Origin of the sequence: Thalassotalea euphylliae, from assembly GCF_003390375.1 — a bacterium.
GTDB lineage: Bacteria > Pseudomonadota > Gammaproteobacteria > Enterobacterales > Alteromonadaceae > Thalassotalea_F > Thalassotalea_F euphylliae_A.
Genome location: NZ_QUOT01000001.1, coordinates 1,554,148 through 1,568,779, shown reverse-complemented (window position 1 = coordinate 1,568,779; position 14,632 = coordinate 1,554,148). Strand labels below are relative to the sequence as shown.

The 14,632-nt window shown below is 43.6% G+C and carries 14 protein-coding genes; 12 read left to right on the top strand and 2 right to left on the bottom strand.

The genetic code is table 11. The features are described from left to right. Positions 1 to 64: 64 nt before the first annotated feature. The 9 genes from ftsB to rpoS all read left to right on the top strand — a co-directional run bounded on the left by ftsB (position 65) and on the right by rpoS (position 6,635). Positions 65 to 361, top strand: a complete 297-nt coding sequence (ftsB, locus tag DXX94_RS06975) for a cell division protein FtsB (RefSeq protein WP_115999277.1) — start codon at positions 65 to 67, stop codon at positions 359 to 361. Between the two features lie 15 nt (positions 362 to 376). Beyond that, positions 377 to 1,105, top strand: a complete 729-nt coding sequence (ispD, locus tag DXX94_RS06970; RefSeq protein ID WP_220348063.1) for a 2-C-methyl-D-erythritol 4-phosphate cytidylyltransferase — start codon at positions 377 to 379, stop codon at positions 1,103 to 1,105. Continuing rightward, positions 1,105 to 1,593 carry a 2-C-methyl-D-erythritol 2,4-cyclodiphosphate synthase gene (gene ispF / locus DXX94_RS06965; protein WP_116014769.1) on the top strand — a complete coding sequence of 163 codons (489 nt, stop codon included), beginning with the start codon at positions 1,105 to 1,107 and terminating at the stop codon, positions 1,591 to 1,593. Before ispD ends, ispF begins: the two co-directional genes overlap by 1 nt. Positions 1,594 to 1,605: 12 nt before the next feature. Next, positions 1,606 to 2,670 (top strand): tRNA pseudouridine(13) synthase TruD, encoded by a 1,065-nt coding sequence (gene truD / locus DXX94_RS06960; RefSeq protein ID WP_258872115.1) that lies wholly within the window; start codon positions 1,606 to 1,608, stop codon positions 2,668 to 2,670. A gap of 83 nt (positions 2,671 to 2,753) precedes the next feature. Then, on the top strand, positions 2,754 to 3,506 hold the full coding sequence (surE, locus tag DXX94_RS06955) for a 5'/3'-nucleotidase SurE (RefSeq protein WP_116014767.1): 753 nt from the start codon (positions 2,754 to 2,756) through the stop codon (positions 3,504 to 3,506). Then, on the top strand, positions 3,503 to 4,165 hold the full coding sequence (locus DXX94_RS06950) for a protein-L-isoaspartate(D-aspartate) O-methyltransferase (protein WP_116014766.1): 663 nt from the start codon (positions 3,503 to 3,505) through the stop codon (positions 4,163 to 4,165). The genes surE and DXX94_RS06950 overlap by 4 nt, the downstream gene beginning before the upstream one ends. Next, positions 4,162 to 4,743, top strand: a complete 582-nt coding sequence (locus DXX94_RS06945) for a YqaA family protein (protein WP_116014764.1) — start codon at positions 4,162 to 4,164, stop codon at positions 4,741 to 4,743. The genes DXX94_RS06950 and DXX94_RS06945 overlap by 4 nt, the downstream gene beginning before the upstream one ends. 50 nt (positions 4,744 to 4,793) lie before the next feature. After that, positions 4,794 to 5,633 (top strand): peptidoglycan DD-metalloendopeptidase family protein, encoded by an 840-nt coding sequence (locus DXX94_RS06940; RefSeq protein ID WP_116014763.1) that lies wholly within the window; start codon positions 4,794 to 4,796, stop codon positions 5,631 to 5,633. Positions 5,634 to 5,708: 75 nt separating this feature from the next. Further along, a complete protein-coding gene (gene rpoS / locus DXX94_RS06935) occupies positions 5,709 to 6,635 on the top strand; it encodes an RNA polymerase sigma factor RpoS (RefSeq protein ID WP_115999283.1) in 927 nt (308 codons plus the stop codon). Between the two features lie 219 nt (positions 6,636 to 6,854). Here the strand turns inward: rpoS and DXX94_RS06930 are convergent, their stop codons facing one another. Both DXX94_RS06930 and DXX94_RS06925 read right to left on the bottom strand, forming a co-directional pair. Further along, a complete protein-coding gene (locus DXX94_RS06930; protein WP_116014761.1) occupies positions 6,855 to 7,496 on the bottom strand; it encodes a cytochrome b/b6 domain-containing protein in 642 nt (213 codons plus the stop codon). Positions 7,497 to 7,533: 37 nt separating this feature from the next. Then, a complete protein-coding gene (locus DXX94_RS06925; RefSeq protein WP_116014760.1) occupies positions 7,534 to 7,965 on the bottom strand; it encodes a cytochrome b562 in 432 nt (143 codons plus the stop codon). A gap of 388 nt (positions 7,966 to 8,353) precedes the next feature. Between DXX94_RS06925 and DXX94_RS06920 the strand changes: the two genes are divergently transcribed. The 3 genes from DXX94_RS06920 to DXX94_RS06910 all read left to right on the top strand — a co-directional run bounded on the left by DXX94_RS06920 (position 8,354) and on the right by DXX94_RS06910 (position 14,622). Further along, entirely contained in the window at positions 8,354 to 11,101 is a 2,748-nt protein-coding gene (locus tag DXX94_RS06920) for a hypothetical protein (RefSeq protein WP_116014758.1), read from the top strand. A gap of 159 nt (positions 11,102 to 11,260) precedes the next feature. Beyond that, positions 11,261 to 13,939, top strand: a complete 2,679-nt coding sequence (locus DXX94_RS06915; protein ID WP_116014757.1) for a TonB-dependent receptor domain-containing protein — start codon at positions 11,261 to 11,263, stop codon at positions 13,937 to 13,939. A gap of 185 nt (positions 13,940 to 14,124) precedes the next feature. After that, on the top strand, positions 14,125 to 14,622 hold the full coding sequence (locus tag DXX94_RS06910) for an SRPBCC family protein (RefSeq protein WP_116006982.1): 498 nt from the start codon (positions 14,125 to 14,127) through the stop codon (positions 14,620 to 14,622). Positions 14,623 to 14,632: the final 10 nt, after the last annotated feature.

Sequence of the window (14,632 nt, the reverse complement as noted above, 5' to 3'; positions counted from 1 at the left end):
ACTCTGCTTGGGTATAATATCCGCCATACCTTTCTAACTCATAATAATCAGGCGTCGAGCTTTCATGCGCATCATTACCGCACTATTGCTGATTTTTATTGTTTTTTTGCAATACCGTTTATGGTTTGGCAAAAACAGTATTTCTGATTATGTTGCATTAAAAGAAGAAGTCACGCGCCAGCAGGCTGATAACGATAAATTAAGGCAGCGAAATAAACTGCTTTATGTTGACACTGACGATTTAAAATCAGGTGTTGAAGCGGTTGAAGAGCGTGCTCGAAACGAATTAGGAATGATTAAAAGCGGCGAAACATTCTTTCGTATTATTCCAGCCAATAAATCTCAGCAACGAAGAAATTAGCTCAGGAAGTTGTTAATGAATAAACCTATGGTTGCTGTAACAGCGATTGTTCCCGCTGCTGGCGTTGGCAAACGCATGCAAAGTCAGCACCCTAAGCAATATTTAAGTCTTGCGGGCAAAACTGTTATTGAACATACCTTAGCCAAGTTATTGGCAAGTAATTATGTTGAACGAGTGGTTGTCGCATTGGGAGCCGAAGATGGTTATTTTTATGATCTTGAAATTGCCCAAAACCCCAGTGTTATAACAGTTGTTGGTGGCCAAGAACGTGTTGATTCCGTACTAGCTGCGCTTAAAGCAAGCGAGCAATTTGCCCCGCAAGCTGACGCTTGGTCTCTTATTCACGATGCGGCAAGGCCTTGCGTTAGCACTGAAGAAATTGATCGTCTTGTCGAAACCTGCCTTACACAACATTGTGGTGGGCTATTGGCTGCACCAGTCAAAGATACTATGAAGCGCGGCGATACCGAACAGCGCGTGCAAACAACAGTGGCACGAGAGCAACTTTGGCATGCATTAACACCACAAATGTACCGCACAACCGAGCTGATTCAAGCGATAGAACAAGGGCTTGCTAACAAGGTCAATATAACCGATGAATCCTCCGCCATAGAAGCTGCGGGGTTACCAAGTATGCTAGTCAACGGCAGCCCAAATAATTTAAAAATCACTCAGCCAGAAGATCTAGTACTGGCAGAATTTTTATTAATGAACGAACAACGACAAGAGAAACAGGAAACGTGATGAGAATAGGTCATGGTTTTGATGTCCACAAATTTGGTGGTGAAGGGCCAATTGTACTAGCGGGCGTAAAAATTCCGTTTGAGCATGGCTTTGTTGCCCATTCAGATGGCGATGTCGCCATTCACGCGTTATGTGACGCGATTTTAGGGGCACTTTGTTTAGCCGATATAGGTAATCACTTTCCTGATACCGATGCCGAGTTTGAAAATATCGACTCACGTATTTTGTTGCGCCACGTTGTTGGCCTTATGAATGATAAAGGCTATCGCCTAGGCAACGCCGACATCACAATTGTTGCGCAAGCCCCCAAGATTGCTCCGCATCTATTGGCAATGCGCGAAATATTAAGCAGTGATTTACAAGCCGATATTGATCAAGTCAATGTCAAAGCAACCACGACCGAAAAACTGGGCTATGTTGGTCGAAAGGAAGGGATATCTACCCATGCAGTGGTGCTGCTTGAGCGAATGTCGAGTGAAAGTAAGTGAGTTAGCAGACAAGTGAAGCAAGATTTTATTTCTTATGATGAGCTGGCTTATTTACATGGCAAGCCAGTATCGACAGCACAATTGCGTACTGAACACGCAGATTTCAAAGTATTTGAATTGCTACCTTTCGTGCCGAGCGGTGATGGTGAGCACTTGTTACTGCACATTGAGAAAACAGGCGAGAACACTACGTTTGTTGCTCGCCAATTAGCGAAACATTTTGGCGTTAAAGATATGCAGGTCACGTATGCCGGTTTAAAAGATCGCCATGCAGTTACTCAGCAATGGTTTGGCGTACACTTGCCGGGTAAGGCAATCGATGATTTATCAAACCTTGATATTGCAGGTGTGAAGGTGCTGAGTTATCAGCGTCACAACAAAAAATTAAAAACGGGCGCGCTAATTGGTAACCGCTTTGAATTAACCTTGCGCGAAGTTAGTGATATTGCGTCAATTCAACATCGGTTTGAACAAGTGACTAAAACAGGTGTCCCAAATTACTTTGGTGAGCAACGTTTCGGCTTTAATGGTGGTAACTTACAAAAAGCATTGTCATTGTTTAATGGTCAAAAAGTCAAAGACAAGAAAAAGCGCAGTATGTATTTGTCTGCTGCTCGAAGTTACTTGTTCAATCAAATGTTGAGTGAGCGAATTGTACAAAACCACTTTGTAACGCCGATGCAAGGTGATGTGTTTATGCTTGCTGGCAGCCAATCAATTTTTAAAGCAACCGAGCAAGACACTGACCTCCAAGCGCGTTTAGATGCACACGATATTGATATGACAGCCAGTATGTGGGGTAAGGGCGAGCTATTAACGCAGCACCAAGCCCATCAGCTAGAGGCAGATATTGTAGCGGCTAATCCTAAACTTGCTGACGGCTTGTGCACCCTTGGTTTAAAACAAGAGCGCAGAAGAGCGCGGTTGACCATGCTTAATCCCAAAGTTGAGGTGATTGATGAGCGTACCATTCGCTTGTCATTTATGTTACCAGCGGGAAGCTATGCCACGGCAATTTTAAGAGAGCTAACTCACTACACCGATATGGCAGAGCAAGCTTTTCAAAGCCAAAGCTAAGCAGTAATAACACGAACATTGTAATGCTGGCTTAAATTAGTAAACCGCAACGATAAAAATTAAAAAGGAATGAAGGAAGTCAAATGAGAATACTACTGAGCAATGATGATGGCGTGCATGCACCAGGCATCAAAGTCTTGTATGAAGAACTGTCTAAATTCGCTGACGTCACTTTAGTTGCCCCTGATCGCAATTGCAGTGGTGCAAGTAACTCATTAACTTTGCTTAACCCTTTACGTGCTCAAACCTTAGATAACGGCTTTATCTCGGTAAACGGCACGCCTACTGATTCCGTTCATTTAGCGATAAGCCAGCTAATGGACCCGTTACCTGACTTAGTGGTCGCAGGCATTAATAATGGCGCAAATTTAGGTGACGATACCTTGTACTCAGGTACCGTGGCTGCAGCAACCGAAGGTCGTCATATGGGCTTACCTGCAGTTGCAGTCTCCTTAGTCGGTAAAGGTGAAAATCACTACCAAACTGCTGCGGTTATCGCGGCAAACATAATCAAGCGATTAAAGGCACACCCATTACCTTCCGATCAAATTCTAAATGTTAACGTACCAGATATTCCACTTGAGGAAATCGCTGGAATTAAAGTGACACGTCTTGGCCATAGACATAAAGCAGAAACCATGAAGGGCATGGCTGACCCTTGGGGGCGCACTATTTATTGGTATGGCTCACTGGGTAAAGAGCTTGACGCTGGCGCAGGAACAGACTTTAATGCGGTAGCCAATAATTATGCATCTATCACACCTTTGACTGTTGATATGACGGCTTATAAAAGCATGGAACAAATGACTGAGTGGATGAGTGAAGTAACAATATGAATGTCAATGTAGGTCGCAGTATTGGCGGGAAGTCGAGTCGCAGTGGGGAAATATTGGCGCAAAAGCTTGCCAATGAAGGCATCAGTGATCAACGAGTATTACGTGCTATTGCACAATCGCCCCGGCACATATTCGTACCAGAGATTTTAGCGCACAAGGCATATGACAATACCGCTTTGCCGATTGGGCAAGGACAAACCATTTCTCAGCCCTATATTGTCGCGAAAATGTCAGAATTAATTTTGGCCGATGGTATACCTGAAAATGTTTTGGAAATAGGTACTGGCTCAGGTTATCAAACTTCCATTCTTGCGCAATTAGTTACAAAGGTCTTTTCTGTTGAACGAATTAAAGCATTGCAATGGCAGGCCAAACGTCGACTAAGAGCCATGGATTTACACAATGTTTCGATGAAGCATGGTGATGGTTGGCAGGGTTGGCAAAGCAAAGGCCCTTTTCAAGCGATTATTGTTACCGCGGCGCCAAGCAGCGTTCCAGAGGCCCTGTTAGCGCAGTTATCGGACGGTGGACGACTTGTAATTCCCGTTGGCGAACAATCGCAAGTGCTTAAATTGATTACCCGCGATGGGGATAATTTCCATGAGCAGCAAATTGAAATGGTGCGTTTTGTACCGCTTGTGCCAGGAGATTTACTGTGAAGATATTTTCTGCGTTATATGAATGGACACTTAAATGGGCCGAGCACAAGTTAGCGCCTAGAGTACTTGCCATACTCACTTTTGCTGAATCAGTGTTTTTTCCCATTCCTCCCGATGTATTACTGGCGCCTATGGTACTCGCTAAGCCGAAAAAAGCATGGGTTTATGCAACTTTAACCACAACTGCTTCTGTTGTGGGTGGCGTTGTGGGGTACCTACTGGGCTATTTTATGTTTGATGCATGGATTCAGCCGATTATTACTGAGGTAGGCTATCAAGATAAAATGGACCACGCCATGGCTTGGTTCGAGCAATGGGGCGTTTGGGTTGTCTTTCTTGCCGGTTTTACACCTATTCCTTATAAAGTGTTTACCTTAAGCGCCGGTGTTTTACAGATGCTCTTTTTACCGTTTTTAATTGCCTCATTTATTGGTCGAGGTATGCGCTTTTTCTTAGTTGCGGGCTTGATCCAGTGGGGCGGTGAAAAAATGGAACAAAAGCTTCGCCAGTGGGTTGATGTGATTGGCTGGAGCGTTGTTGCAATTATTGCGATAGCCTATGTAGTATACGTAGCATAAATATGCACCTTTAGACTCAGTTTTATTTGATTTGTACGTAAAATTACAGGATGTTTAGCCGTCACCTTTTTCTAATTATTGTTAGCCTTCTGGTGCTTTCTGCCTGTAGCACTAGAAACACGCCTGCGCCAGTAGTCGAGTCGCGCTCTACTGTTTCTGTGCAAACACAAACACCCGCGAGCATTAAAAGTTCATCCTATACCGTAAGAAAAGGTGAAACCCTTTACTCCATTGCTTGGCGTGCGAATAGCGACGTTAGAACCATCGCTAAACTAAACCGTTTGTTACCTCCTTATCGTATATTTCCTGGTCAAAAACTTAAAATTAGTGGAAATTCAAGCAAGCCCAGTAGGAATAAGAGCTCGGCAAATAATTCGACTAAAAGCTCTGGTACTACCACCAATAAAGCGCCTAAAAAAGCTATTGCAACGACCAAAAAGCAGGAGTATGGTAAAGCTGCAAGTGGGCAAAAAATAAGCAAAAAGCCTGCTACAACGGCTAGTAACTTTTCGCAGAAAATCCGGCGTTGGTTATGGCCTGCTAAAGGAAAAGTCATCGCGACTTTTTCAACCGCAGCGCAAGGAAACAAAGGGATTGATATTGCTGGCAAGCGTGGCGATCGAATCACAGCAGCAGCTGATGGTAAGGTGGTTTATGCGGGTAGTGCATTAAGAGGCTACGGTAAGCTCATCATTGTTAAACACAACGACGACTACTTGAGTGCTTATGCACATAATGACGAGCTGTTGGTAAAAGAACAGCAATCAGTCAAAGCTGGTGATGTAATAGCTAAGATGGGTGACACAGACGCGCAAAGAGTCATGCTTCATTTTGAAGTTCGCTTTCGTGGAAAATCAGTGAATCCTATGAAGTACTTACCTAAACGATAGCGTTATAAAAAGAATAAAAATGGAGATAACTTGAATAATTAATACTTAACTTTGCTAGTTGATGGGAGAAGTAATATGGGCTTAGAAAAAGAAATCGACGCAATAAATGTTGAACAAAGCACAGTTGATACGGAACCTTCAGTTAAAACTCAGGAAGAGGTCTCTGCAAGCCTAGATGCAACGCAGTTATACTTGAGTGAGATTGGTTTTTCACCTTTGCTCTCTGCCGAAGAAGAAGTCTACTTTTCGCGTTTATCGCTAAAAGGCGACGAGAAGGCACGAAAGCGTATGATAGAAAGTAACCTTCGATTAGTAGTTAAGATAGCTCGGCGATATAACAATCGCGGCCTACCATTGTTAGATCTGATAGAAGAAGGCAATTTAGGTTTAATTCGCGCAGTTGAGAAATTTGATCCAGAGCGCGGCTTTAGATTTTCAACTTATGCTACTTGGTGGATACGTCAAACCATTGAACGTGCCATCATGAACCAAACCAGAACCATCCGTTTACCCATTCATGTCGTTAAAGAGCTCAACATCTACTTGCGTGCTGCCCGTGAGTTAGTGCAAAAACTAGATCATGAACCTACGGCAGAAGATATTGCTAAAGAGCTCGATAAGCCAGTTGCTGACGTGAGCAAAATGCTCCGCTTAAATGAGCGCATTACCTCGGTAGATACACCGTTTGGTGGCGACTCTGATAAAGCCTTGCTCGATGTTATCCCAGACGAGAAAGGTGCAGGGCCAGAGCGTGATTTGCAAAGTAACGATCTCAACAACAACATTATCGAATGGTTAGGTGAGCTTAACAGCAAACAGCGCGAGGTACTTGCGCGGCGTTTCGGCCTTATGGGCTATGAAGCGGCAACCTTAGAAGATGTTGGTACAGAAATTGGATTGACTCGTGAACGCGTTCGCCAAATTCAAGTAGAAGCGCTTAAACGCCTGCGTGATATTCTGAGCCAGCAAAACTTATCAATTGAAGCAATCTTTCAAGATTAGTAGGTGATAACAAGTTTGTTCAGCGTTTCGTTCCCAGAATACGAACACAAAGTAGTATAAAGAAAAAAGAAAGTAGTAAGAAGAAAGTAATAAAAAGCCAACTTAATTCAAGTTGGCTTTTTTCGTTGCTAAGGCTGTCACTCGAGCGATTAGTAGCTCTAGGTGCTTAACTGAGTCTATACGTATAGTACTATCTATATTGCGGTTAAATAGTTAATACTAAAAACCATCATCACCAAGCCACAAATAACCAAACAATAAAAATAAGCTTAACCAAAGTGCGATTGGAATCCAACTTGAGCGGAATCTTAGTTGAACTGAGTGACTGTGATGAGTGTAGCCAGTAATAATCGTCTTAATAACGTTATCGCCGCGCCAACTATGCACTAATGCAGCGATTATATGTATTGCAATTAAACCAAGCAGAACATCAAAGTTACTATTATGCAAACTATCCAGCGTTTCTGCTAGTGAGTCACTCACACTATAGATAAGTGGCCCTTCTTCCAGTACATCATCTGTAGCGAACAAACCAGAGATAAGCTGCATACCAAGGCTAAGCAGTAATGCAATTATCATATAGGCAGCCAATGGATTATGGCCTGGGAAAGCTTGGTGAGGTTTGGCTAACCAGCGTAAGGCGTTTACTGGGGATGCAAGAAAATAGCTAAACCGCGAGGTTTGACTGCCGAAGACTCCCCAGAATAGACGACTTATCCATAAAGCCAGCATGGTATAACCGCAGATAAAATGGAGATCAAAATCACCTTGCTCACCTGAATACCAAAGCAAAGCCAACAAAATCAGTTGGCTCACATGATAGATGCGAGTGAAATTGTCCCAAACTTTAAATTTCGTCATTACTGCAATTAAATAATTTTACGAATTGGTAGCGCAACTAATCGTCACAATCCATTTTGAAGGCTTTATGGCCTTTTTTGCTTGCCTTACCAATTTTACCTAACGCTGATTTAATCGCAGGCAAGTCTTTTGCTTGAGCTAACTCTGATACGGCAGACTTCAAATATTCCATGCCTTTTTGGTACTTTTTAAAATCAGCTTGTTGTTTAGCGGTCAGTGTCTTTTGGTCACTAATTGCCAATGGCACAAGGTCGGTTGACTGATTTACAGCGGTCATCAACTCATTAGCGATCATTGAAACTTTTTCAATATCACCAGATTTCACCGCTTTTTTTACTGCTTTCATGCTGCCTTTCATATCACCCATTAAGTCAGCTAATTCTGTTTTTCCACACATTGGGTGGCTGGCATAGCTTGGAGTGGAAAAAGCAAGTGCTGACAATACAACAGGAACGATCATTTTTTTCATAGTAAGCCCTTTATATTATTAGATATTTTAATTACGAAATGATTAGAAAGCTTTGATTAGCTGGTAAGATACTAAAAACACGATGCTTTGTAAGCAATTAAATGTCAGTTTACCTACTACAAAAAATGTCATAGAAGTGTATTAATAGTGACATTAAATGGCTTTACTACTGTCATAAACGAGTAAGCACGACTAATTTGCAATTCTAGTGAACCTGCTTGCAGGCTGCTATTTCAATGGTTTTCTTAGCTTTTTGTCATTTCTCTGTAACTTTTTGTCAATAAAAAGTACATATTTCCAAAACATTTCTGTCATTTTTGCCTCGTACGATTAGCCGCAATTCTAAATACATGATGTACACACTAATTTCTGCGGAGCAGGTAACAAAATGCAATCAACAAACCTATTTAAAACTAAGTTTTTTAAGATAAGTGCAGTTTCAGCTGCCTTGGTACTAGCCGGTTGTGGCGGTGATATTGAACTTTCTTCAAACGTTGATAACTCAGTAGGTGATACTAACATCACCAACCCGGCACCAACTAACCCTGATACAGGTGCTGATTTACCGGGTATCCCTTCTTCTTCATTATCAGCTGAAGTTAGTGCCGCGGTAGGTTTTGACGTTCAAGTACAAGTGATTGATGGTCAAGTGTCTGAAAATACGACACTAGCTAAATCAGACGGCAGTAAGCCAGTATTTTACGCCATTAGTGGTGCATTAGAAGTTGAAGCAGGCGCAACCTTAACGATTGAAGAAGGTACAGTATTATTTGGTCAATCAGGTAACGATTACGTTGTTGTTCATCGTGATGCACAAATCATGGCAGAAGGTACGCGCCAAGAACCGATTATCTTCACTTCTTTACAAGATGTTAAAGGTGAAGAAGCTACTGCTGGCCAATGGGGCGGTATTGTTATTCTAGGTAATGCGCCATCTAACAAGTGTCCTTCAGACGGTTCTGACTGTGCTCTGCAAGTTGAAGGCGTTGCTGAGGGTGCAGTATTTGGTGGTACTGACTGGGAAGATAATTCAGGTGTACTTAAGTACGTTGTTGTTAAGTTCGCTGGTTTTGAAATTGCACCTGATAACGAGCTAAATGGTGTGACATTCGGTGGTGTTGGTTCAGGTACTACCGTTGATTTCTTACAAGTTCACGCGAATGCAGATGACGGTGTTGAGTTCTTCGGTGGTGCGGTAGATGTTAAACACTTAGTGTTAACCGGTAACCGCGACGACAGCATCGACTGGGATAACGGTTTCCGTGGTCGCATGCAGCACATTTTCGTACAGCACGCAGCGAATGCCGGCGAAGCTAACCGCGCAATCGAAGCAGATAACGACGGTTCAACGCCAGACAAAGAGCCAATGTCTAACCCAACTATTGCTAACATGACAATTATGGGTAACAACTTCGACACGGCTGATAAAGATTCTGAAGGTATCTACTTACGCGAAGGTACTTCAGCAAAAATTTACAACGCAGTAGTAACTGGCCCGTCTGAGATGGGTGAGTGTTTAGAATTTGAAGCAGGTCAAACTGTGACTAATGCCGAGTCTGGTGCCATTGTCATGCAAAACAGCACCATGGCATGTACTAACGGCGAAAACTTCAAAAACGCAGGTGATTTTGATCTAGCTGCTTGGTTTACTGCGGAGCCTTCAAACGCTGTAAGTTCATCAATTTTAGTTGATGAAAACGGTGTACCTAGTGCGCAGTCGCCACTGTTAGGTGCCGGTCAAGATCCTGCTGCAATCGACACTTGGTTCGATTCAACGGATTACCAAGGCGCATTTGATGGTACAAATGACTGGCGTCAAGGTTGGGCATTCGGTTTTGGCGGCGGTGAAATTACGGCACCAGCTGAGCAAGAAGGCTGTCCAACAGGTACCACAGCAATAGCACCAGTTGCGGGTAACACAACTTGTGAAATTTCAGGCACCATTACTTCTGACTTAACGCTAACGTCTGGCAACCTATACGCATTAGACGGCCCGGTATTCGTAGGTAACGATAAAGCTGATTCTGCAACCTTAACAATTGAAGCTGGTACCACTATCTTCGGTCGCTCTGGTGGTGACTACATTGTGGTAAGCCGTGATTCAAAAATTGAAGCGCTAGGCTCAGCAGCAAATCCAATTACCTTTACTTCTAGCCAAGACGTTAATGGTGAAGCGACTGGTTCTGGCCAATGGGGCGGTATGGTTATCTTAGGTAACGCGCCTTCAAACAAATGCCCATCTGACGGTTCAGACTGTGCACTACAAGTGGAAGGTGTCGAAGAAGGTGCTGTATTCGGTGGTGCTGATACTGCTGAGAACTGGGAAGATAACTCAGGTACCTTACGCTACGTTGTAGTTAAGCACGCTGGTTTTGAAATCGCACCAGATAACGAGTTAAACGGTATCACTTTCGGCGGTGTTGGTTCAGGTACAACGGTTGAATACATCCAAGTACATGAAAACGCAGATGACGGTGTTGAGTTCTTCGGTGGTGCGGTTAACGCGAAATACGTAGTACTGACTTCAAATAAAGATGACTCAGTTGACTGGGACAACGGTTTCCGCGGCAACATGCAATACGTACTAGTTAAGCATGACGAAAACGGCGGTGAAGCGAACCGTGCAATCGAAGCGGATAACGACGGTTCAAATCCAAGCAAGCAACCTCAGTCAAACCCAACGATTGCTAACATGACCATTATTGGTAACAGCTTCGACACAGCCGACAAAGATTCTGAAGGTATTTACTTACGTGAAGGTACTCGCGCTCAACTTCACAACTTTGTTGTCACTAACGCAGCAGGTGAGTGTTTAGAGCTAGAAGCAGGTACAACGGTTGACCAAGCAATCGCTGGCGACACAGTAATTACTAACTCAGTATTTGCTTGTAGCGAAAACTTCAAGAGCCAAGACAGCTCATCAGGTGCATTTGACCTAATGGATTGGGTACTAAATGTTAACGCTGATAACAGCACAGAAGCAGGCGTAGCAGACGTTGTTAACGGTATCTACACTATCGACACAACCACGCCATACAGCTTCGGTTCACACCCGTTCTTCGACAACGCTAACCACATCGGCGCGGTATCAGAAGACAACGATTGGACTGCAGGATGGACTGTTGGTCTAGAGTAATCTGAGCCCCATCAATGAATAACGATTTGATGAGATAAATGATTGCCGCCAGCGCTAAGTTGGCGGCATTTTATCTTAGCCTGAACTCTCTACTCTCAGTATCCATTTAGCAACTGACCAACAAGCATTAGCAGGTCAGCCATTCTAAAGAGGTTTGAAATGAACACGAATATTAAGCGCTTTGGATTATCAAGTTTAGCTGTGGCGGTATTGTCTGGCTTAGCTGGTGTTCAAGCGACGGCACAAGAAGCTGATGAAGCGGCGGCAATAGAGGAAGTTGTTGTCAAAGTCAGTCGTTTAAAAGGTACCGCCAGTGCGGTAATTGAAGAGCGTAAAAACCAAGCATTCGTCGCCGACATTTTAGGTGCCGAGCAAATTTCACGAACAGGTGACAGCGACGCTGCCGCAGCACTTCGACGCGTTACTGGCTTAACGCTAGTCGATGGCAAATTCATCTATGTTCGCGGTTTAGGTGAACGTTACTCAAGCACTACCTTAAACGGTGCTTCTGTACCATCGCCGGATCCAACACGTACTGTTATTCCGCTGGATTTATTCCCGTCATCAATTATCGAATCATTATCGGTGCAAAAATCTTACTCACCATCAATGCAAGCGCATTTCGGTGGTGGTAACGTTGATATCCGCTTAAAGTCGATTCCTTCGCAATTGGTTTTCAATATTGCTGGCAACATTGGTGGCAATACAGATAACAGTTCAAATGGTTTAACCTACGAGGGCGGTGGCGACGATTGGTACGGTATTGACGATGGTACTCGTGAAGCACCAGCAGCACTGCGCCAATTATGGAGTAACTTTGATGCGCTAGGCGAGTTATCACAAGCTGATAATCGCGCGATTGCCGCGGATTTGTATAAAGACTATGACCCGCAATCAGAAGATCCCGATCCCGATGTTGGCCTAGATTTGACCTTAGGTAACCGTTTCGACGCGGGTGATTTCCGCTACGGTTTCTTAACAGCACTATCTTACGACAATGAGTGGCAAGTATCGGAAGAATACGAAGGTCAAGATTTCGTGCTGCGCCCTGACGGCTCATTTGATTTAGTGCGCGGCTTTGACGATGTGGTATCAACTGAGCATTCTGTTAAATGGTCAGGCATGTTCAACTTCGGTATTGAATACTTGCGTGATCACAAGTTAGATTTTAGCTCGATCATCTTGCACGACACCAAAGACCAAATTAAAGACAAGCTAGGTAACACCAACAACGTGTTGTTATCTGACGGCTTGCGCGTGCGTGACGCTGAAGTAACGTACGAAGAGCGAGAACTGATTGTTAACCAGCTACGTGGTACCCATACTTTCCCAGAGCTGAACTTTTTGGGCATTGACTGGATGTATTCAGATTCACGCTCAAATCGTTATGCACCGGGCAATATTTCAACTCGCTATATTTTGGCGGACGAAAATGAAGATGGTGTCTTCGATTTGGAAAACGAAAGTTCATTGCGTAATGCGACAACGGCTTCTCGTTATACTTTCCAAAACCTAGATGATGATGCTGAAAACGTATTCGTTAACGTGTCGCTACCGCTAACGTTTGACACAACTGAGGTTGAATTAAAGGCCGGTGCCAATTACATCGAGAAAACGCGTCAAGCATTTGCCCGTCGTATTGATGTCAATACACTAGCGTTTAACGGCCTTGATTTATCCGGTTTTGAGATGAACGAGATCTTAACTGACGATGTTGTTTTAAATCAGCCGTTAAATGGTACGGAGCAAATTATTCGTGACACCTCGGTGGCGGGTGATGATTACTTATCAGCGCAGAAGATTGATGCTTACTACTTTGAAGCAGATGTATTCTTTGACAACACATGGCGTTTGAGTGGTGGTGTGCGTTGGGAAGACTTCCGCCAAGTGGTTGCACCACTTGACCCTGCAACGGGGCAGTTTGATTTACCAGCTGAGCCTACGGTAGAAGATTTAGCAGCATTGGCTTTCCAAGAAGATGATGTGTTTGGCGCACTCGCGTTAACCTATATTCTGGATGAAACCATGCAATTCCGCGCATCTTACGGTGAAACAACTATTCGCCCTGATATTCGTGAAGTCGCACCAGCAACCTATATTGACCCGCTAACAGAGTTCCCTATCGGTGGTACACCTTCGGTACGCAGCACAAAGGTGAAAAACTACGATTTACGCTGGGAATGGTACTTAGACACAGGTGAAAACCTATCGGTAGGTTTATTCTACAAAGATATGACTGACCCGATTGAGTCTGTGCAATCACCAGCGCAAGATGGTCCTCCGCTTATTCGTATCGCCAATGCGGAAGAGGGGGAAGTATATGGTGTTGAGGTTGAGTTCATGAAAGACTTTGCCTTCATTCACAATTTGTGGGGCGACTTTATGGGCGGTATTGGTAACGATATTTTCTTGTCAGGTAACGTAACGCTATCTGATTCAGAGATTCAAATCGATACACAAAAAGTGGTTGAGCAAACCGGTGTTTCGACATCAATTACCAACCCAACACGCCGTATGACGGGTCATTCTGAATACGTGGTTAACCTTAATCTTGGTTACGATCATCCAAATGGTAACCACACAGTTAACTTAGCGTACAACGTGTTTGGTGAGCGTATTATCATCCCTGGTATTGATGATAAAGATGACTCATATGAGCAACCATTCCACTCGTTAGACTTGGTTTACACTTTCTACCCAACGTTCTCAACGCAGTTGAAATTTAAAGTGCAAAACCTGCTTGATGAAGAAAAAGAAATTGAATTTGATAACACCTTATTGCGCAGCGAAACTCGTGGTATTGGTTTTGATGTTCAATTTAAGTGGGAATTCGATTAGCCTTCTCAACCCAATCCATTTTCTAAAGGCGACCATAGGTCGCCTTTTTTATGTGTTGTAAATAATGCAAATTGTCTGCTCATATCAATACCGCAAGAAATATCAAAAATTAAGTCCGAAGAATCTTTACAGTAACGCTATTAGCTAAGGCTAGTTAGATTTTATTTAACGCGTAAGGAGTTACTATGAAGATTACCAAATCAGTTACCATCAACAAGTCGGCTGAACAAGTGTGGCACTTGGTTGCCCATCAGTTTGATAAAGCACACTTATGGATGGGACCAATTCCTCATTCAGCCGCTATTGGGGCGGGCGACAGTGAGCTAGGCGCACCAATGCAAGGGCGAATGTGTGATCTGAGTAAGAACCCAAATGGTGCCAAAGTGAAAGAGGTGATTACCCAGTTTAGTGAGCAAAACAAAACCATTTCATTTGACGTGTTACCGGTAAACAACCCTGCAATTGTGCCGCTTAAACAAAACCATGTGCAAATGTCAGTGCGTGCAGTTAACAGCACTAGTTGCCAAGTAATTTGGACAGCATCGCCACAACTTAAAATATTGGCTTACCCGTTTTATCCGCTGCTAAGACTGATCTTTCCTGTCGCTTTTGGCAAACTACTGGCGGGTCTAAAAGATTACGCCGAAAATGAGTTAGCCGACAATGACGCGCTTTTGGTTTAACACGAACAAC

What these genes read in the sequence shown, in the direction of transcription:
- DXX94_RS06920 (WP_116014758.1), top strand. Translation starts at nt 8,354, where the DNA reads ATGCAATCAACAAACCTATTTAAAACTAAGTTTTTTAAGATAAGTGCA.
- surE (WP_116014767.1), top strand. Translation starts at nt 2,754, where the DNA reads ATGAGAATACTACTGAGCAATGATGATGGCGTGCATGCACCAGGCATC.
- ispD (WP_220348063.1), top strand. Translation starts at nt 377, where the DNA reads ATGAATAAACCTATGGTTGCTGTAACAGCGATTGTTCCCGCTGCTGGC.
- DXX94_RS06930 (WP_116014761.1), bottom strand. Translation starts at nt 7,496, where the DNA reads ATGACGAAATTTAAAGTTTGGGACAATTTCACTCGCATCTATCATGTG.
- DXX94_RS06940 (WP_116014763.1), top strand. Translation starts at nt 4,794, where the DNA reads ATGTTTAGCCGTCACCTTTTTCTAATTATTGTTAGCCTTCTGGTGCTT.
- ftsB (WP_115999277.1), top strand. Translation starts at nt 65, where the DNA reads ATGCGCATCATTACCGCACTATTGCTGATTTTTATTGTTTTTTTGCAA.
- ispF (WP_116014769.1), top strand. Translation starts at nt 1,105, where the DNA reads ATGAGAATAGGTCATGGTTTTGATGTCCACAAATTTGGTGGTGAAGGG.
- DXX94_RS06910 (WP_116006982.1), top strand. Translation starts at nt 14,125, where the DNA reads ATGAAGATTACCAAATCAGTTACCATCAACAAGTCGGCTGAACAAGTG.
- DXX94_RS06950 (WP_116014766.1), top strand. Translation starts at nt 3,503, where the DNA reads ATGAATGTCAATGTAGGTCGCAGTATTGGCGGGAAGTCGAGTCGCAGT.
- rpoS (WP_115999283.1), top strand. Translation starts at nt 5,709, where the DNA reads ATGGGCTTAGAAAAAGAAATCGACGCAATAAATGTTGAACAAAGCACA.
- DXX94_RS06915 (WP_116014757.1), top strand. Translation starts at nt 11,261, where the DNA reads ATGAACACGAATATTAAGCGCTTTGGATTATCAAGTTTAGCTGTGGCG.
- DXX94_RS06925 (WP_116014760.1), bottom strand. Translation starts at nt 7,965, where the DNA reads ATGAAAAAAATGATCGTTCCTGTTGTATTGTCAGCACTTGCTTTTTCC.